This is a genomic window from Microcoleus sp. PH2017_05_CCC_O_A, from assembly GCF_020738785.1.
In the GTDB taxonomy this organism is placed as follows: Bacteria; Cyanobacteriota; Cyanobacteriia; order Cyanobacteriales; family Microcoleaceae; genus Microcoleus.
In genome coordinates this window covers 40905-60224 of sequence record NZ_JAEQCB010000010.1, presented here as the reverse complement: position 1 = coordinate 60224, position 19320 = coordinate 40905, and the positions used below count along the sequence as shown (strand labels likewise).

Annotated in this window: 13 protein-coding genes and 1 pseudogene; 11 read left to right on the top strand and 3 right to left on the bottom strand. The window is 45.2% G+C overall.

Going from position 1 to position 19320, the window contains the following annotated elements; translation table 11 throughout:
• Positions 1-463 precede the first annotated feature (463 nt).
• Both JGK20_RS03780 and JGK20_RS03775 read right to left on the bottom strand, forming a co-directional pair.
• A complete protein-coding gene (locus JGK20_RS03780) occupies positions 464-982 on the bottom strand; it encodes an O-acetyl-ADP-ribose deacetylase (protein ID WP_293185667.1) in 519 nt (172 codons plus the stop codon).
• Positions 983-1032: 50 nt separating this feature from the next.
• On the bottom strand, positions 1033-1800 hold the full coding sequence (locus tag JGK20_RS03775) for a 5-formyltetrahydrofolate cyclo-ligase (protein WP_293185665.1): 768 nt from the start codon (positions 1798-1800) through the stop codon (positions 1033-1035).
• A 108-nt stretch (positions 1801-1908) separates the two neighbouring features.
• Here JGK20_RS03775 and JGK20_RS03770 point away from each other — a divergent pair, with 108 nt between their 5' ends.
• A complete protein-coding gene (locus JGK20_RS03770) occupies positions 1909-4566 on the top strand; it encodes an AAA-like domain-containing protein (RefSeq protein WP_293229389.1) in 2658 nt (885 codons plus the stop codon).
• Between the two features lie 299 nt (positions 4567-4865).
• Here the strand turns inward: JGK20_RS03770 and JGK20_RS03765 are convergent, their stop codons facing one another.
• On the bottom strand, positions 4866-5297 hold the full coding sequence (locus tag JGK20_RS03765; RefSeq protein WP_293229386.1) for a COP23 domain-containing protein: 432 nt from the start codon (positions 5295-5297) through the stop codon (positions 4866-4868).
• Positions 5298-5715: 418 nt separating this feature from the next.
• Here JGK20_RS03765 and JGK20_RS03760 point away from each other — a divergent pair, with 418 nt between their 5' ends.
• The 10 genes and pseudogenes from JGK20_RS03760 to JGK20_RS03715 all read left to right on the top strand — a co-directional run bounded on the left by JGK20_RS03760 (position 5716) and on the right by JGK20_RS03715 (position 19249).
• The gene (locus tag JGK20_RS03760) at positions 5716-6213 is read left to right on the top strand and encodes an HNH endonuclease (RefSeq protein WP_293148535.1); all 498 of its coding nucleotides are present in this window, start codon (positions 5716-5718) and stop codon (positions 6211-6213) included.
• Positions 6214-6448: 235 nt separating this feature from the next.
• Complete coding sequence (locus JGK20_RS03755; RefSeq protein ID WP_293185659.1) at positions 6449-7705, top strand: bifunctional oligoribonuclease/PAP phosphatase NrnA; 1257 nt, start codon at positions 6449-6451, stop codon at positions 7703-7705.
• A gap of 1664 nt (positions 7706-9369) precedes the next feature.
• Positions 9370-9756 (top strand): DUF4347 domain-containing protein, encoded by a 387-nt coding sequence (locus JGK20_RS03750; protein WP_293213178.1) that lies wholly within the window; start codon positions 9370-9372, stop codon positions 9754-9756.
• A 28-nt stretch (positions 9757-9784) separates the two neighbouring features.
• A pseudogene (locus JGK20_RS34425) lies at positions 9785-10459 on the top strand (DUF4347 domain-containing protein); the annotation flags it as partial.
• Positions 10460-10982: 523 nt separating this feature from the next.
• The gene (locus tag JGK20_RS03740; protein WP_293190128.1) at positions 10983-11963 is read left to right on the top strand and encodes a calcium-binding protein; all 981 of its coding nucleotides are present in this window, start codon (positions 10983-10985) and stop codon (positions 11961-11963) included.
• A gap of 284 nt (positions 11964-12247) precedes the next feature.
• The gene (gene sixA / locus JGK20_RS03735; protein WP_293186333.1) at positions 12248-12742 is read left to right on the top strand and encodes a phosphohistidine phosphatase SixA; all 495 of its coding nucleotides are present in this window, start codon (positions 12248-12250) and stop codon (positions 12740-12742) included.
• A gap of 224 nt (positions 12743-12966) precedes the next feature.
• Entirely contained in the window at positions 12967-14112 is a 1146-nt protein-coding gene (locus tag JGK20_RS03730) for a citrate synthase (RefSeq protein ID WP_293229380.1), read from the top strand.
• 29 nt (positions 14113-14141) lie between these two features.
• The gene (locus JGK20_RS03725; protein ID WP_293186328.1) at positions 14142-14306 is read left to right on the top strand and encodes a hypothetical protein; all 165 of its coding nucleotides are present in this window, start codon (positions 14142-14144) and stop codon (positions 14304-14306) included.
• A 271-nt stretch (positions 14307-14577) separates the two neighbouring features.
• The gene (locus JGK20_RS03720) at positions 14578-18087 is read left to right on the top strand and encodes a hypothetical protein (RefSeq protein WP_293229377.1); all 3510 of its coding nucleotides are present in this window, start codon (positions 14578-14580) and stop codon (positions 18085-18087) included.
• Positions 18077-19249, top strand: a complete 1173-nt coding sequence (locus JGK20_RS03715; RefSeq protein ID WP_293190124.1) for a hypothetical protein — start codon at positions 18077-18079, stop codon at positions 19247-19249. Before JGK20_RS03720 ends, JGK20_RS03715 begins: the two co-directional genes overlap by 11 nt.
• Positions 19250-19320: the final 71 nt, after the last annotated feature.

Sequence of the window (19320 nt, the reverse complement as noted above, 5' to 3'; positions counted from 1 at the left end):
TGCGGTTTGATTACAACCGTGTCTTCGGTTCTATAGCCTGCGGTCTACGGTTTGATCGCCTGACTCTTTTAAGATACAAGGGGCGGGTTCACCAACAATAATTGCCTAAAACCGACAATCTCATAAACCCGCCCCCACCTAACGAAAAATCACAATCTACCTCTTTTTACATTAAAACAGCCCATGAACGATATTTTTTTGATAACTTCCGATAATTGGCTAGATTGGATAACCGTGTTTGGTTATCTAGGCCTTACTGCTTTCATTATCTGGCGCATTTTGGCTACAAATTAGATATATTATGAAATAATATCAATTCCGTTTGTATCGGAATGATATCAACGGAGAAGACGGAGGAGACGGCTTGGCCTTTGTCCCTACAATTCATCACGTAGGGACACGGCAATGCCGTCTCCTCTATATGATAAGGAGTTTTAACTTGTAGGGTGCATCAGACGAAGTTTTAGAGAGGTTTTTTAGGGTTGTATTTAGATATAATCCTTTCGTAGATTTCATAATTCTCTTGATCGAAACAGCAAAAAATTACTTTTTGAGAACCACCATTATTTTGTATATATTCCCAGCATACCTTCACTGCAATCTCACTTGCTAGAGCTTTAGGAAAGCTGTAAATGCCGGTGCTAATGCAAGGAAATGCCAAACTCTCAAACTGTTGTTCTGCGGCAATTTGCATACACTTACGGTAACACTCGGCTAAGAGTTCTGGTTCTCCATCATTACCCTTCCGCCATACTGGCCCTACTGCGTGGATGACGAAGCGTGCAGGCAATTTATATCCCTTAGTTAGTTTAGCATCTCCAGTCTTACATCCTCCCAGCAATCGGCATTCGTCATACAGTTCCGATCCTGCTGCTCTGTGTATTGCTCCATCTACTCCACCACCACCAAGTAAACTGGTATTTGCAGCATTCACGATCGCATCAACTTCGAGTTTTGTGATGTCGCCCAAAATAACTTTCATATTTTCTGCAATAGTAAACTGTAGACAAGTTTAGCAAAGAAACTCGTTATCTAGTTTTCTTCTCTTAATTTTCGCAAAATCGGAATTTGTGCCAACTGTTCCGATCGCAAACTATCCCAGTTTAACCCAGTTGGACGCGGATAACTCGTATTAGTCTCAATTACCTCCTGGGCAGTCACAATCCAATTCAGCGCCCAATCGTGAGGCTGCATCGGCAAACGCGAATCTTCTACAATTTGCAAAGGATGCACTGTAGTCACAATCGGCGTATCGATTTCTACTAACCCGAATTCTGTCAACATCGCCAATTCTAAATCAGCAAATCCTGCACCTTTGCCGGTTCTTCCCCCGTTGCGCGCCACCGCTACGCAGCCGACTATTGCTAAATCGATCGGCTCCATTTCTTCAAAGCTTACCAATTTTCCGCAACTGAGGGCTTTACGGGCGATCCTCTTCGAGGGCTTCGCTAACGCACTTTCGGCTAGTGGCATATTGTGCTTGTGCAAATCTTCTGCCGTTAACTCGACAAAACAGCGATCGTCTGTCAAGCGCGGTACTGCCATATACAAGCGTTTTCCGTCTTGCAAAGCCCGCATCCGCACCGGAATTTGTGGCGAATCTGGATTGCACTTAATCGTTTTTGCCTGTTGCCAAATTGGTAAACTCGCCAATTTTTCAGCCGCCAACTCGGCGCCGACAAAATTGGGAATATGACCAAACGGATCGCCAACAGATGCGGCTTGATCTTTCAGCAAAGACCAAATTTCAGTTCTTAACTTGTCTTTGTCGCGGTGATATCCAATCCAATCTGTTTTCATGCTATATTATGGTACAATATATCATCCAAAATTTTACTTGAATTCTTCAGTCTCGCGTTGCGCGGACTTTGTTTGTGTAGTAGCGGTTTTAACCGCCGAATGAATTATATGAATTTTACCGCAAAACCCAGTTACTATCAAGTCGGCGGCAGTCTCACCAATAACGCTCCGAATTATGTGAAGCGCCAAGCAGATGACGACTTTTATAACGGATTGAAGGCGGGGGAATTTTGCTATGTTTTGAATTCGCGCCAAATGGGCAAATCTAGCTTGCAGGTGCGGACAATTCAGCGGCTGAGAAATGAGGGAATTGCTTGTGCTGCGATCGACATTTCGGAAATTGGCAACCGCGGCGTGACTCCCGAACAGTGGTATGCTGGGTTGCTACGCATTCTCGAAAATAACTTTAATCTGTCGGATATTGTCAACGTGCGGACTTGGTGGCGCGATCGCAATTTTTTAACTCCGGTGCAAAGATTGAGCGAATTCATCGAAACCGTGCTGTTAGCCAATATTTCCACCAATATTGTCATTTTTATCGACGAAATCGACAGCATTCTCGCCCTGGATTTTCCCGCCGATGATTTCCTAGCCCTAATTCGATCGTGCTATAACAAGCGCGCCAATAACTCAGAGTTCGATCGCCTAACCTGGGCACTCTTGGGCGTAGCATCGCCGACGGATTTGTGCCGCGACAAGAATCTTGCCAGCAACACGCCTTTTAATATCGGTAGGGCGATCGAATTAACTGGTTTTGATGAAACAGAAGCTCAACCGCTAGCAGCCGGGTTGGCAGAGCTGACAGATCGCTCTGCTGAAGTGTTGAGAGAGGTTTTGTATTGGACGGGCGGGCAACCGTTTTTGAGTCAAAAGCTGTGCAAACTTTTATTTGAAAATGCACCCCCCCCAGCCCCCCCTTGTCAAGGGGGGGAGCAAGATCGCATTCAAAATCCGCGAGAGTGGGTTGAGAAAGTAGTGCGCTTGAAGATTGTGGAGAATTGGGAATCTCAGGATGTTCCCGAACATTTGTCCACAATTCGCGATCGGCTTTTTCGAGAAAACCAGCGGATTGTCAGAAGACTCGGATTGTATCAGCAAATTTTACAGCAAATTGAAATCGTCCCCGATGGTAGTGCGGAACAAATGGAATTGCGATTAAGCGGATTAATCGTCAAGCGCCGGGAAAAATTAACTATTTCTAATCCTATTTATCAAGCTGTCTTTAACAAAGACTTAATCGCCAAAAACTTAGAAAAACTCTTACCTTACTCGGAAGCTATCAAAGTCTGGCTGAATTCTAACTCTCAAGATGACTCCCAACTGTTGCGCGGCGAAGATTTGCAATCAGCATTAGTTTGGGCGGCAGACAAAAGTTTGAGAAACGAAGACTTTCAATTTTTGACAGCCAGCCAAAAACTGATTTTGAGCGACCAAAATCAACTGCTGCTGGCAGCTAAACTAGAAACCCAAAAAGCGACGCGCGATGCCGAAACAGCTTTGAGTGAAGCTGGCGCAGCCAAGCAAAAAGCCCAACAGTGGATCGGCATCGGTTCAGCGGTACTGGCCGGATCGTTGATTGGGGCGATCGGCTTTTCAACTCTCGCTTACCAGCGGTTTAAACTAGCACAAGCAAGTATTGAAATCGAACAAAATGGCAGCGATGCTTTACTGTTGGCAGTATCTCAAAAAAACGAGAGCAGCGAAGCTTTATCGGAAGCTTTGCTAAGGGCGATCGCCTCTGGTAAAAAATTAAGAACCTTAGTTGAAAACAAACAACATCTCGAACAATATCCGGCAACTAGACCGCTGTTAGCCTTACAAGTTATTCTCGACGAAATTAGCAAAAAACAGCAGATTAAAGCACCATCACTTCCACCAAGAAAGATGAATTGGCAAGCTCATACAGGTGCTGTTACCAGCATCTGTTTCAGCCCTGACGGTAAAATTTTGGCAACCGCAGGAATAGACGATAGAGTAAGAATTTGGAACTTTTACGGGCAGAAAATTGCTGAATGGAAAGCTTTACAGCAGTCAGTGAATATGGTAAGCTTTAGCCCAGATGGTAAATTTTTAGCAACTGCCGGAAGCGATAGCACAGTTAAGTTCTGGAATTTGTCAGGAAAAAATATTTCTCAGTTGAAAGGAATTGAAGGCTCTGTTAACAGTATTAGTTTTAGTCCGAAAGAAAAGTTATTTGCGGCAGTGAAGCTTCCCGGTCACAATGGTTTAGTGAGAAGCGTTAATTTTAGCCCCAGCGGCGATTTTTTGACGACTTTAGACGGCAAATCTACAGTGCGAGTTTGGGATTTGTCGGGACAACTGGAAAAAACGCTGCCGGTGCAGGCAATTGGGATTAGTTTCAGTCCAGATCGACAGCAGTATCGCTTTGCTACAGTAACATTAAATGGCAAAGTCGGACTGTGGAATCTGTCAGCCAAAGAATTAGTTAGTGAATTTGAAACCTTGCATTTAGATGCGAAATTAATTAGTTTTAGTCCCGACGGAGAAAGGCTGGCTACTGTGGGAATTGATAAGACTGTGCGGCTGTGGAATTTAGCGGGGCGCCCGGTTGCTCAATTTACTTTTGAGGAGAATGTTGTTAGTGTCGGTTGGAGTGGAGATGGGAAGCAAATTGCTGTAGCGGGAAGCAATGGTACTGTCTGGTTGAGGCAGGTTGAAGGGTTGGAAGAATTGCTGAAGCAAAGCTGCGATTTTCTCAGCAGCAAACCGGAGTATTTGAGAAGGGTTTCCACTATCTGCAAGTAGTAATAAAACATGGAAATACGCACGCGGTAATGTCGTTTCCCTATCCATGGACTTTTTTGACCTGGGTTTGTAGGGAGCATCTCATTTTTGCAAAAAGCATTTTTTCTTTCAGTGCGAGCGGGGACAGCACTACAAATGCAAAACTGAGATGCTCCTGGTTTGTAGGGTGTGTTTGGTGCGTCGCTATGAGATTGTCACTCTTTTTTGGGGATAAGCAATGGCGACGCACCCTACAAATACTGTCAACTGTCAACTGTCAACTGTCAACTGTCAACTGTCAACTGTCAACTGTCAACTGTTTAATTTACCTTAACAGGCGAAACACTTACATTAGGATTTTTAACTCTTCTTAAAAGTTCTTGTCTGGCTTGTTCGGGATTTTGCCCTTTTGGGACTTGATATAATAATCTACAGGAACCGTCTTGAGGATTAGCTGCACAAATAATTAGTTGACCGCTGGAAGATGCACCTGCTGTGACAATATTGTCCCAGCTTCCTTGGGGTTGCGAGTTGTTGAGAATTCCCGAGACTCGGGTGCAGCGAGTAATGGCGTCTTCTCCTGATTCATTGAAATAGTTATCAGCTACCCATAGAATAACGGGAATATTTTTGCCTTGTTGGACAGCAATTGTGGCCGGGCGGCCACCAGCAGCGCCACAGAAAAATGACGGAGTTTGGGCAAAAGCCTGACTGTTTGCTAAAATCGGAGCTGCAAGGGCAATAATTGACACACTAAAAGCTGACTTTAAAAGCCGAAATTTCATGGGCGGTAATAAGCTTTTTCATTTATGGTTACTAATACTCTAAAAAGTTAGACTTCTGCTTGCCGGGAAGATTAGGCATTTAGGGAAAAAAATAAAATTTATTCTGTAAAGTTTTGCCGTTAGCGAAGCCCGCCCCCTACGGGGGCTACGCCAACGGAGACGATCGCCCATACTGCCATTATTCAGACCAAAACCCACGGAAAATCCCTGGCTGACAAACGTTGTGGCACAAAATAGGTGCAGCCGCAGGGGATCAGGCGCGAAGGTATAGGGTAAAGGTAAGGTTTTTAGCCGTTTTTTGTTGAGCCTTGCCCTTCCTGAGTCCGCCCCCCTAAACTGAAACCTGTGTTAGCATCAATAAAAATCTTCTCTTTAATAATCAACAATGGGCAATGTTCTGGTGCTGAATGCCTCCTACGAACCGCTCAACATCACCAATTGGCGAAGAGCGGTAGTTTTGTTGCTGAAAGGAAAAGCAGAACAGGTAGAACATAACGGGAAATTTATTGCGCCAAACTTCCCGCTACCAACTGTGATTCGACTGCGGCATTACGTCCGAGTTCCCTATAAGGATATTCCGCTTACCCGCCGGAACATCTTGCACCGGGACGCCCACTCTTGTCAATACTGTGGCTATACCGGGGACGATTTGACCCTGGATCACGTGATTCCTCGATCGCGCGGGGGAGGCGAAAGTTGGGAAAACCTCGCTACGGCGTGCGTGCGCTGCAATGTCAATAAAGGCAGTCGCACCCCGAAAGAAGCGGGAATGCTGCTGCGCTATCCGCCCAGGAAACCTCACAGCGGTCTTTATTTTGAAGTGACTAGACACGTTAAGAGTGGTATGCACCAAGAATGGCAAAAATATGTAATCGGCCTTTGAAACCCCCTGTCGCAAGAAAGCGCGGGGGTTTTTTGCGGAAGTTTTGAGTTGTAGGCGTGGGGCCATGAGTGCGCCGGGCCAATAGTTTTGAGTTGAAAAGTTAAATAGTTAAAGACTCTTAACTCCGGTTTCTCTTCGGAAATATTCGGTTTGACAGCGCGGTATCTACAAAGAAACCGGGTTAATTGCTTTTGGCGCGCAAATACTGAAAAAATTAGATTTTGAATTTTTAACAATGAAAGACCACCAGCCTACCAATTCAGATGAAGTATCTGACAACCACGAAGCTGAGGTTGTACCATCCGCGAGTACACCTGGGAAACGGCGCAGCAAAGCCGAAGTTGCTTCGGAAGACGATCGCGCCAGTCTCCGCGGAGAATTACCCGATCGCAAAGTTGAGCAATTGCGCCAAATGTTCGATCGGCACAGAGGCGATCGCCAGTTAATATTATTGCAAGATTTTCCCGACCCTGACGCACTTTCGAGCGCTTGGGCTTACAAATTAATCGCCGAACAGTACGATATTCAATGCGAGATTATCTACGCCGGTGCCCTCAGCCACCAAGAAAATATTGCCTTAGTTAAATTGACCGGGTTACCGTTGCAGCGGTGGACGCTGGAAACGACAAAAACGAAGGATTTGTCGGCGTATCAGGGTTGCGTTTTCATCGACAACCAAGGCACGACTTGTAACTTAACTGAGTTTATTTTAGGGGCAGGAGTGCCGATCGCAGCAGTAATCGACCACCACAGTTTGCAGGGGGAAATGAACGCAGAATTTACCGATTTGCGTCCGGATATCCGCGCTACAGCCACGATTTTTACCGAGTATTTGCAGGCTGGAATGGTGGCTTTTGACGGTAGTGTCAGCCAGCACGTCAAGTGTGCTACGGCTTTGATGCACGGTTTGCGATCGGATACCAATGCCCTCAGACAAGCACAGGAGGAGGAATTCTTAGCTGCGGCTTATTTGAGCCGATTTTATGACCCGCAGTTGCTGAATGCGGTGTTACAGTCGTCTCGTTCTAAATGGGTGATGGATGCGATCGAGCGATCGCTCAAACACCGCATCGTCCAGAACAATTTCTCGATCGCGGGCATCGGCTACCTCCGCTATGACGATCGGGATTCCATTCCCCAAGCAGCGGACTTTTTAGTAACAGAAGAGAACGTACATACAGCCGTTGTCTACGCAATTGTGCACGACAAAGACGAAGAAATCGAAGTAGTAATCGGATCGCTGCGAACGAATAAACTGACTCTAGACCCCGACGAATTTATTAAAGAAGCCTTCGGTCAAGATGCTCAAGGACGCTTTTTTGGCGGTGGAAGAAGTCAAGCGGGCGGTTTTGAAATTCCGGTAGGATTTCTTTCGGGTGGAAATGAGAATAGCGATTATGCAAGGCACAAATGGGAAGTATTCGATTCTCAAATTAAGCAAAAATTAATGAGTTTAATTAGTCCTACCGATAATCCAGTTTACGATCGTTAAAGTTTGTATAGCCTTTCTCTCCAAGAGTAAGGTACGTTGTTGGGAAGAGAGCCCTCTTGTGGTGATGGTACACTCAACTTGCGGACGCACCAAAAACTCCAATAAAAGTCATACTTCGTCTTTTTGAGAAGGTACGTTGTTGGGAAGAGAGCCCTCTTTTGGTGATTGTATACTCAACTTGCCGACGCACCAAAAACTCCAATAAAAGTCATACTTCGTCTTTTTGAGAAGGTACGTTGTTGGGAAGAGAGCCCTCTTTTGGTGATGATATAGCCTTTCTCAAAAAGATGAGGTATAACTGACAACTTATATAACCACTAAACTCAGAGGGCTGAAGCCCAACAACATACCTCATCTTTGTGATAACCGCTATACACTCAACTTGCGGACGCACCAAAAACTCCAATAACAATCATACTTCGTCTTTTTGAGAAGGTACGTTGTTGGGAAGAGAGCCCTCTTGTGGTGATGGTACACTCAACTTGCGGACGCACCAAAAACTCCAATAACAATCATACTTCGTCTTTTTGAGAAAGATGAAGTATATCTAATCCTGGGTAATTGGTAATTGCTGTTGATAGTTCCTATAAACTTTCTGAGATTTGTGGAAGTAAAGACGATCTCCGGGCGTGTGTGCGATCGCAATCATATCGTCGTACCATAATTTGTGATACGCGATCTTTATGAGAACCGTTATAGGATAAGCCAGAAAAAAAGGGGGTTGCCATAGATTTTTGGCGGCCTCTCATATTTTGCCAGAGAAATTATCTCTTGGTTACTAAATTTAGCGTCAATATCGACTAAATGAATAAATAGTTATATACGATATATAGCCTTTCTCAAAAAGGTGGGGTATGACTGACAACTTATAGAACCGCTTAAACGTATAGGGCTCTCTTCCCAACAACGTCCGCGAATATGAGAGCTAGATCCGCTATAGGTTTTACTAACTTCCGCAGCCACGAAGGCAAAGACAGAATTTGGATCAAAAGTACGATCGCACAGGAGTCGATCGGCTTCTAGATGCAAATAAAGTGGAGTCATCACAGAAATACGTAGGGGAAAACACATAAGTATCCGTAGCAGAAGTAAGAAGAAACAGGCAAGAAGCAATAACCACTAACCAATAAAAACAAACGTTTCAGCAATTAATAAAGTTTTCAGCGTTTTGGCGATCGCTATAAGTATCGAACCATTATTGAAATTTGATGTAAGTAAATCTACTGCCGATAAATGGCTTACGAGTGAAAAAATAGATAAGCATAATGGCCAATGACTTAGCAAGGTAAATCTGACAAAATTGTATCAAAGACAACAATTTGATAATTAAATTAGTAAAAGTTTTAAATCCCATCAGGTTTTAGATAGCTTGCTAACTTAATTTCAAATAGTGCAAAAACCCAAAGGCTTGTAATAAACACATCCTGAAATTCTTGAGTCTTTTGTGGGTACTCTAAAAAATATCTTTGTGTTAAAGGGTAACTAACTTGCGGCAAAACCATTGCAGAATAATGGTTTTACGCAATAGTTGCTCTTTTTGTTTTTTAAATTGCATATATATTATCAATTGATGCAATTCAAAAGTATGTGGAATATACTGAAGGTTCTTACCAAAGAAAGGGGTAGGTTAAATATAAAAAACAATACATCCGCCATCAAAGACAATGAATATTCTTGAGACAAGCGATCAAAATAATGGTTCTAATTTTTCGGAAATTACTGTTGCTAGCTATGTAAATGCCATAAACTTAATTCCACAAGTAAAACCAAAAAAAGAACTACTACTTATAGATGGAAATGTAGATAATTATCAGAGTCTCGCCAGCGGAGCCAGACCGGGAACAGAAGTATTTATCTTAGATTCAGCGCGGGATGGAGTAGAACAAATTAGCGAAGTTTTAGCCAGCCGGAGTGATATTAAAAGCGTTCATATTGTTTCTCACGGGGGTTCTGGAAACTTGCAATTGGGTGCAACAAGACTCAACTCTGAGACACTAAATACCTATAGCGAACAGTTGCAACAGTGGGGAAACTCACTTACTTACTACTAATGCCGATATTCTGATTTACGGCTGCGATGTGGCGGCTGGCGAATTAGGCGAAAACTTCGTAAACAAAATAGGCTATTTAACTGGTGCTGATATTGCAGCTTCAACAGATTTGACGGGCAGCGCACTACTGGGCGGCAACTGGAATTTAGAGAAATTAACAGGAGCGATCGAATCTCCCTTAGCTTTTCAAGTAGATGCGATCGCGGATTATCAGTCCACGCTAGCGGTTGACTGCCAGCCAAACGTTATTTATGCGATCGCCAACGGTAACGTCTTAATTACCAGTGTCAACACCGGAGGCAGCATAACCCTACCGACACCAACTCCCGATGCTGACTTAGCAGTCACAAAAACTGACGGGCAGACTACTGCAACACCAGGCACTCTTCTGAGTTATACAGTTACTGTTACAAACAACAGTTCCTGCTACATAAAAGGTATATCCTTTACCGATAACCTTCCTGCTAGCTTGACGGGAGTCACTTGGACTGCTTCGCTTTCAGGTGTAGGTGCTTTCCCGACTGCTGCGGATCGATCGGGTTCGGGCAACAACATCAATACGAAACTGGATCTAGATGCTGGATCGACTGCTACCTATATTGTTACTGGTACTGTTGCTAATAGCGCGATCGACACTACGATTAGCAACACAGCTACGGCAACTCCGCCAGAAGGTATCGTCGATAAGATCGTTAGCAACAACAACAGTGCGACTGACTTAACTGCTGTTGCTGCGAACCAACCTCCTGTTACAGCTAGCCCCAGCACTACAGTCAATCCTGGTAGCACCGTCCCTGTAACCGGATTGGGTGCTACAGATGCTGACGGGACGATCGCATCTTACACCGTCAACACGCTACCGCCAGCAGCCCAAGGCGTCTTATTTCTAGGAGATCCGGCAACAGGTGGAGTGGCAGTCATAGCAGGTCAAACCCTGACTCCGGCTCAAATTAGTCAGTTATTCTTCAAATCGACAGGCACATTCAACGGCGCTAATTTTACTTACAGCGCTACCGATGACAAAGGTGCTACCAGCCCTGCAACCGCGACACTCGGTGCGATCGCATTACCAGATCGCCAACCATTTTTTTGTCCTCATGCGAGAGCCCTGCCAAGGTCTACATCAACATACATACTATGTCGCTTGTGTCAACCTTTAATACTGAACCGACACCCTAGTTGGAGGGGAGGGAAACGACAAAGCTTTCGGAGGAAAAGGCAGCGATTTGGTATATGGCGAGCTCGGTTCCGACACCCTCTACGGTGGCGAAGATGGAGACACCATCGTCGGCGATTACGGCAACCCGATGGCTGATACTTCTAACGAAGGAGACTTAATATTTGGCGATCGAGGTGCGGATTTAATCGCTGGTGGCAATGGCAACGATACCGTATATGGCGGTAAAGGTAACGACAAAGCTTACGGTGGCAAAGACAACGACCTGATCTGGGGCGAAATAGGTTCCGATACTTTGATCGGCGATAGCGGTAACGATATCCTGTACGGCGGTACGACAGATTCGTTGGTGCGAGATACACAAGGACGCGACTTGCTATTTGGTGGTGGTGGCAACGACTTCCTCAACGGAGATGAAGCGAATGACACTATTAGTGGCGGCAAAGACGACGATACCCTACGCGGTGGCAAGGATGATGACATTATTCACGGTGATGCAGGCAATGACTTGATGTTCGGTGATAATGGTAATGATATGCTCTGTGGCAATGATGGCAACGATACGATTTTTGGAGATAACAAAGGTATCTCTGTTGCTGTCGGTGCGATCGGTCAGCAAGATTGTATTGATGGCGGTGCTGGCGATGATTGGATCAACGGTAATGAAGGACAAGATACGCTCGCTGGCGGTGAAGGTAACGATACTTTAATCGGTGGTAAAGATAACGATTTACTCACCGGTGGTATGGGTGATGATTGGTTGATTGGCGATATGGGTGACGATACTCTGATTGGAGGTATTGGCAGCGATCGCTTTGTGTTAAACCCTGGCAGTGGCGCGGATACGATTGTTAATTTTGAGGTTGGTTCGGATAAATTTGTCATCACAGGTGGTTTGAATTTGTCGCAGTTACAAATCAGCCAAAGTGCTAACACTACCTTCCTGAAATTTGCCAGCACTGGGGAAGTCTTGGCGACGGTAATTGGAGCAAATAACTTGATTTCTCAATCAGATTTCCTTCTGGTTTAGATTGCACTCGGGATTTAGGCACGCAGGCTGAATAAGCCGAGTTTTTCAACCGATATCTAAGGTACGTTGTTGCGCTTTAGCGCTCTATTAGTCTAGAATAGAGCGCTAAAGCGCAACAACGTACCTTTAACGTACTTTTGAAGTAAACCTGACGACAGCGCAGGATTGTAAGGCAGTTGTACAATGAATGGCGCGAAAATGCGATCGCACCCAATTTCAAAGGAAGTACGTAGGCGTAAGCCGGGGCGTAGCCATCGCACAACTATCAAAAAGGACAGCCAAGCGTGCATCTCTACCTAGTCCGTCACGGCATCGCAGCGGAACCCGAAGAATATGATACAGACGAGGAACGGCCCCTAACTAAAGAGGGCGATCGTAAAACCCGAAAAATCGCTCAGCGGCTGTACGAGCTCGAAATTCAGTTCGATCTGATTCTTTCCAGTCCCCTACTACGCGCCACACAAACCGCCCAAATCCTGCTGTCAGCGGGTCTGAGTTCCAAAATAGAAGAATCCCTCCCCCTCGCACCTTCAGGAGACATCGGGGACTGGCTGAGGTGGTACAAGCAGTGGCAGGAAACAGGGAACCGCAGCTTGGCCCTGGTGGGGCACCAACCAGATTTGGGCAATTGGGCTGAAACTTTGCTTTGGGGGCGATCGCACGACACCCTCATTCTCAAAAAAGCAGGTATCATCGGTTTAATTCTCCCCGAAACAGGTTCCCCAGTCGGCCGCAGCCAAATGTTCTGGCTGACTGGGCCCAAGTTTTTGCTCTGCTAGAAACGGCGAATCGCCCTCTTAAACCCAGATTTTCGGGCGCAGAAAGCGGGTGGGAGGGGCGAAAATATCTAGCGGCGCGATTGATAACTTCGTTGAAAAATCCCGTTTCTGAGCGCCGGAGTGCCTGAGTCGCGATCGAATTATTATTGGTCAAGACGGTGACACGATCTTGCTTTCTGCTAATGTAATTTGATTAGATTCAACTCACACAACACGGTATCGCAATGGTCGTCGGCGAATTCAAACCAGGTTTAGAAGGTGTTCCCGCCACCTTGTCCAGTATTAGTTACGTAGATGGACAAAAAGGGGTGCTGGAATATCGCGGGATTAGCATCGAGGAACTAGCACTCAAAAGTTCCTTTGTCGAAACGTCATATTTATTAATCTGGGGTGTACTTCCAACAAAGGAAGAACTAGAAGCTTTCGAGCATGAAATTCGCTATCACCGCCGGATCAAATATCGCATCCGCGACATGATGAAATGCTTTCCCGAAAGAGGACATCCCATGGATGCCCTGCAAGCTTCAGCAGCGGCTTTAGGTTTATTTTACTCGCGCCGAGCTCTGGCTAACCCAGCATATATTCGAGAAGCTGTAGTGCGGCTGCTAGCTAAGATTCCCACAATGGTAGCAGCGTTCCAGCAAATGCGGCGAGGTAATGACCCCGTGCGGCCGAGGGATGACTTGAACTACTCGGCTAACTTTCTTTATATGCTAAACGAGCGAGAACCAGATCCGCTGTTAGCTAATATTTTTGACGTTTGTCTGACTCTGCACGCCGAACATACTATCAATGCCTCTACATTTTCGGCAATGGTAACAGCTTCGACGCTAACAGATCCTTACGGGGTGATTGCTTCAGCAGTTGGCACTTTGGCGGGGCCGCTGCACGGGGGAGCGAATGAAGAAGTGATTGAGATGTTGGAGCAAATTGGTTCTGTAGCAAACGTGCGGCCTTTTGTCGAGAAGTGCGTTGAAAATAAGGACAAAATCATGGGCTTCGGACACCGAGTTTATAAGGTGAAAGATCCGAGAGCAACTATTCTCCAAGGGTTAGCGGAACAGTTATTTGACAACTTTGGTCGCGATGATTATTACGACATTGCTGTCAAGTTGGAAGAAGTCGTTGAAGAGAAATTGGCTCACAAAGGAATTTATGCTAATGTAGATTTCTATTCTGGTCTGGTTTACCGGAAAATGGGAATTCCGACGGACTTGTTTACACCAGTTTTTGCGATCGCCCGAGTTGCCGGTTGGCTGGCCCACTGGAAGGAACAGCTAGAGACAAACCGCATTTACCGCCCGACTCAAATCTATACGGGTACTCACGGTGAGCCTTATATTGCGATCGAGGACAGACCCCCATCCTAAAGCATAATTATCAAGCGCGATATCGATAAATGGCGATCGTCCTGGTGAATGTATGCGCGATCTTATGTCCGGTGGCTCGATCGCAAAAACCGTTCGTAGTGCGGACTTCAGTCCGCATAATGCTGCGGACTGAAGTCCGCACTACGAACCTTACTTATTGCGGTCAATCGATCGGACATGATATGAAGTATTGAATCAAAAACCGCTTTCGCGTTGCGAGTCAGGAAGAAATCTCAGTCTGCCAACAACTGCCGTGCTGGGTTTCACCCCTCTTGTATTTTATGCTGTTCGTTGACGATAATAGTAAGAAATGACGATTTTCAGGAACTCCGGTCCTCAGGCTTGCGGGTCTGAGGTTTTTTATGGGAATATTACGAATAGCTTTCGGTAGGGTACTCAGTGGGAATCCTGCTTGTATTTACGCTTTGCTTGTATAGTATTTGGTAGAAAGCGAACATAACATCTATGGCTTATAGCAACAGCGAAACTGAGGGCAAATCTTTCTACCAATCCGAACCCTTAATCGCCCGGTTAAGAGGGATTATCCGAGATTATCCCGAAGGCGTTGGCATTATCAAAGAGTTGATCCAAAATGCTGACGATGCTAAAGCAACGCGGGTAGAAATTACTCTGGATTGGCGGCAGCATCAGCCTAAACAATTGCCTGACGATCGCATGATACAGCTCATGGGGCCGGCGATGCTAGTCTACAACGATCGCGTTTTTACAGATAAAGACTTTGACAGCATCCGCAGCCTCGGACAAAGTGAAAAAGCGCGAGACTTGCAGAAAACGGGTAGATTTGGCGTCGGGTTTAATGCCATATATCACGTTACAGATTATCCCAGCTTCGTTTCGCGCGATCGCATTATTTTTTTTGACCCCCACGGCGCAGCTATCCCCGGCACTTCCAGACAAGAACCCGGGCGCGAGTGGAATTTAGCAAACACTAAATGGTACGAAAAATATCCCGATTTTATGCAAGTCTACGCAGCGGGAGGATTGCCATTAGGAGAGACAAATTTTCAAGGCACTTTGTTTCGCTTGCCTTTAAGAACCGCAGAACACGCGAAAAATAGCGAAATTCGCAAACAAGCTTTCACCGAATCCAACATCAAAGAACTGCTAGACGAACTGATTAATTCAGGTGAAGAGTTACTGCTATTTTTGAAATCTGTTCAGGAAATTAGAGTTTACGAAATTCCCGCCAACAGTCAAGAAACTAGGCAAGAAATTCTCGCAATTGTTACCCAGAACCAGCAAGAAGTACGAGAAGCACGCCAACAACTCCTCGATGCAATTCCCGATACACCAGACAAATTGCTGGAATTGTGCCACCATAATCCAGCAGGTTTAGTATCAGTTTCATACCGCCACGACATAGAAACAATTAGCCGGAATCGAAATACCAAATCAACTTGGAGAACAGTCAGTTTAATTCGGACAGACGAAGGCGGGGAGTTGGCAAAAGTCATACAAGCAATGTACGAAAGCCAAGAAAAAGTATTGCCTTGGGCGGGCGCTGCTGCAAGAATTAATGCTGTGAGTACCGAGGGAAATCCTCAACCTGTCAACGGAAAAGTTTACTGTTTTTTGCCGCTTCCCCTCGAAACCGGGCTACCTATTCACATTAATGGTTTTTTCAACTTAAATAGTTCGCGCGACAACCTCAGCAGCGACAGCGGACAAACTGGAAAAGATAGACCGAGATCTATTTGGAACCATCTACTCGCACAGCACGTTTTGTCCCACGCTTATGCTAATTTAATTGTTGATTTAGTGCAAGATATCGGCCGGTATCAGCCAGAGGGATTTTACAAGTTTTGGCCTGTTGGCAAAATTACTGTCAGCAAAGCTCTCGAAGAACTGCACCGCTGTGTCATACAGTTATTGTATCAGAGATTAGTTGTGCGATCGGCTGTAGAACACGTTGTAAATCAAAATCAATCCAGCGGGGTAGCGATGTCACAAACAAAATGGGTGACACCTCCGACAGTTAAAAATTTACCCTCGAAAAAGTGGTGGGACGAATTATTAGCAGCAATGCGCGCCGACAATATCGACATTCCCGAACCGCCATTACCAGATTCAATTTTAGCAGCTTTTAAAGATGCAGGTTTGCCATTACAAACATTCACTCCGGCTAATCTGCGCCAGCACTTAACTGAAAACAAACAGCTAGGTGTGCCGTTGCAAGATGCACCGAAACCCAGCCTGCAAAATAGACAGTGGATTGCGAATATGCTGCGCTATTGCATCAGCGACAATCATCGAGATTTGCGCGGTTTGCCGCTAGCTATTCTCGCGAATAATACTTTACAAGTATTTGGTTACAACCCGATAGGCACTATTTACTTTTCCGAGGATACATCAAGGCAGATATTTGCCAATCATCTAGAATGGTTTTTGCACCGAGATTTAACTAATGTAGTGCCTCGACATAACATGATTGGTGTGTCAGAAATGAATGCTACAGAAGTAGCTAAAAAATTGATTCATGTCATTAGTTCAACGCAGTCAGAATGCGATTGGCAAGCTGATGCACTACATCCACCAAATACAGACTGGTTGACTCTCGTATACAATTATTTTTCTAATATCTCGCCTAGATATCTGTCGTCAGAAACAGTCGAGGAATTAAAGAAGGTTCCGCTGGTTCCGGGAAATGATGGTAAGCTCCACAAAGGAGGAACTGCGGGAACTCCTTTGTTGTGCGGTGATAATATTGCAGCGGAAATCATCGAGGCTGTACAGTATTTTGGGGTGACGCTTGTCCGAGCACCGGCAAAACTTGAAAGTGCGATCGCCCAATTTGCCCAAAGACACAAAAATCTGTTAGTCTATTTTCTGACAGGCCCAGATGTCCTAGACACGGTATCTTCGCGGTGCGATCGAGGTTTGCCACCCTACCACCAACAGCATTATACATCTCTCCTCAACTTCCTAGCAGCTTCAGAACCAACAAATTACGACCAAGATAGCCTCCACAAGCTGCGTCAACTTCCAATTTACCCCACAACTTCCCACGAAATCGTTTCCCTCAACGATGAAAATGTCTACCTTCCGGGCGGCGGATACGAACCGCCGGAAATTGCAGGTACGTTGAGGCTTTTACGGACAGAAAAAAACCAAGAATGGCTGCGACTGTTCCAATTTTTGCAAGTTCCGGTACTCAATCGTGCTAGACTGATTCGCGAGTGTTTGTTACCTGAGTATGCCTCATTAGCGCCGGAAGAACAATTAATCGCGCTGGCGTGGATTCGAGAGCATCTCACTGAAGCTTATAAAGAACTAGAAAAGGCAGGAGAGGATGCTTTTTCATTCAAAGAAGAGCTGAAAAAGGCGCGTTTGGTACGCTGTAGCGATCGCAGATTGCGCTCTGTCGAACTAATTTACAATCCCGAAAGTCAAGTAATCCGCAACATTCTCGGAAATTTAGCAGCTATTCCAGATATGGAATTTTACTCGCAGGATTATCCACTGTGGCTCGAATTCTTTGAGAATTTGGGAATGCGAAAAACCTTGAGTGCAGATGACATTGTAGTTTGTGTTGACAATCTAATTCAAACTGCGAATCGTTCAGGTGCAGGCGCAGTAACCGATGCTTCGATTGCGGTTTTTAACTATATCATTGATAATTGGGATGCACTAAAATATACCTCAATTGGAAACACCAACAAAACACTGGCTGAAACACTCGCAGATAAACCTTGGCTTCCTGTTGAGCAAAATCCTCAAAAGTTAAGCCAATATCCCGCCGCTGCGATACCTGAACCGAGGTTGTATCGCGCTAAAGATGTCTGTTTCATTCAAGATGTTTGGTTAGTTGCAAGCCAAAAATTCGTATTTGCACGCCCTCAGCGGGATTTGCTGAAACCCGAAATCAAAACAGCACTTGGTTTTATGCCTGTAGATACAAGTACAGTTATTGACCACTTTGATACATTAATAAAAACTTGGGAAAATGACAGTTGAAATCACAATATCCGACGATTTAAACGCACAAATACAATCAGTCAAGGCAATTTACAAATATCTTGATGAGACTTTCATCAAAGGCAGTATTTCCAGCGAACAACGCCAGCAAATTCAACAGCGATTTGCTGGGCGTCAATGTCTGTGGGATGATTCTAGGGGCAAGTTTTGGCGGCCGAAACACGCTTTTTTGGATGACGTGCCTTTTTTCGGGAACCGCCGCACAACGATAGATGTTTCTCATCCATTTTCCGAAGTCTATCAGCTTTTAGGACAAGGGCGATCGCCCGTTGTGCAAGATTACCTAGATTTTCTCGAAGAATTAGCAGCCGAATACAGCAATACGCCGTTAAACGCAGCAGACAAAAACTATGCAATTGAGGTAATCAGTCGCCTAGAATCTCAACAGTCATTAGAAGGCCGCCCAGTTAAAAATCCACCGATTCTTACTGCAAACAACACACTTGCTCCCGCCTGTCAAGTTCTCATCCCCGATGCACCTTGGCGCAAAGATTATATTGACTCCAATCAGATACTGCACCAGCAAATCTCCCCAAAGTTTGCCAAATTAGCCGGAAGTCTTTCTTTATTAAAAGATGTCATTGAACGTCCGGCGGCAGTCAAAAATGCCTTAAATGCTCAAAGTAATGATTGGTGTCGGGAATGGCAAAAAACTCTCAATTCTCCGGAATTAATCTCTGGTTTAAAGCGGCTGATTTTTCACGAGTATGACTCTGAACCAATCCTCGATATCGTCTGGATTGCTAAAGCTCAAGTTTTGCCAGCCAGTCAAATAGATGTAGATTTATTCTGGAAGGGTGAAACAAAAATCGCTTCAGCTATACCGGGAACTCAATACTTTGACGAGTTCAAGAAAATATTTCATATTATCAGCAGCGGTAGCAGATACATTATGCTATGCTATTTAGCAGAAAGTATTAACGCTCAACTCGGCGAATATGCAGTGCAAAATCTGCTCCCGTTAGCAAGTATTCTGGATGCTGAGCCGCATCATATTAATGGTTTGCTCAACGAGTTGCGAATTCGGTCTTTACCGGGCGATTTGTCTCCCGTCACCGCAGCTAATTCGGAAATTAAATCCCCTCCAAGTTCCAGCGGCGATAAAAAGGGCGATAGTTCAATTTATTGGGGCGCTTTTTGAGCGAAAATAATCAGCATTATCGGCTAAGGAAGGTGCTTGTGGCGCACCCTACCAGCCTCTATTCTTCAGTC

Bases quoted from the DNA above. Each gene is read 5' to 3' on its own strand.
- JGK20_RS03780 (WP_293185667.1), bottom strand. From the start codon at position 982: ATGAAAGTTATTTTGGGCGACATCACAAAACTCGAAGTTGATGCGATC.
- JGK20_RS03775 (WP_293185665.1), bottom strand. From the start codon at position 1,800: ATGAAAACAGATTGGATTGGATATCACCGCGACAAAGACAAGTTAAGA.
- JGK20_RS03770 (WP_293229389.1), top strand. From the start codon at position 1,909: ATGAATTTTACCGCAAAACCCAGTTACTATCAAGTCGGCGGCAGTCTC.
- JGK20_RS03760 (WP_293148535.1), top strand. From the start codon at position 5,716: ATGGGCAATGTTCTGGTGCTGAATGCCTCCTACGAACCGCTCAACATC.
- JGK20_RS03755 (WP_293185659.1), top strand. From the start codon at position 6,449: ATGAAAGACCACCAGCCTACCAATTCAGATGAAGTATCTGACAACCAC.
- JGK20_RS03750 (WP_293213178.1), top strand. From the start codon at position 9,370: ATGAATATTCTTGAGACAAGCGATCAAAATAATGGTTCTAATTTTTCG.
- JGK20_RS03730 (WP_293229380.1), top strand. From the start codon at position 12,967: ATGGTCGTCGGCGAATTCAAACCAGGTTTAGAAGGTGTTCCCGCCACC.
- JGK20_RS03725 (WP_293186328.1), top strand. From the start codon at position 14,142: ATGGCGATCGTCCTGGTGAATGTATGCGCGATCTTATGTCCGGTGGCT.
- JGK20_RS03720 (WP_293229377.1), top strand. From the start codon at position 14,578: ATGGCTTATAGCAACAGCGAAACTGAGGGCAAATCTTTCTACCAATCC.
- JGK20_RS03715 (WP_293190124.1), top strand. From the start codon at position 18,077: ATGACAGTTGAAATCACAATATCCGACGATTTAAACGCACAAATACAA.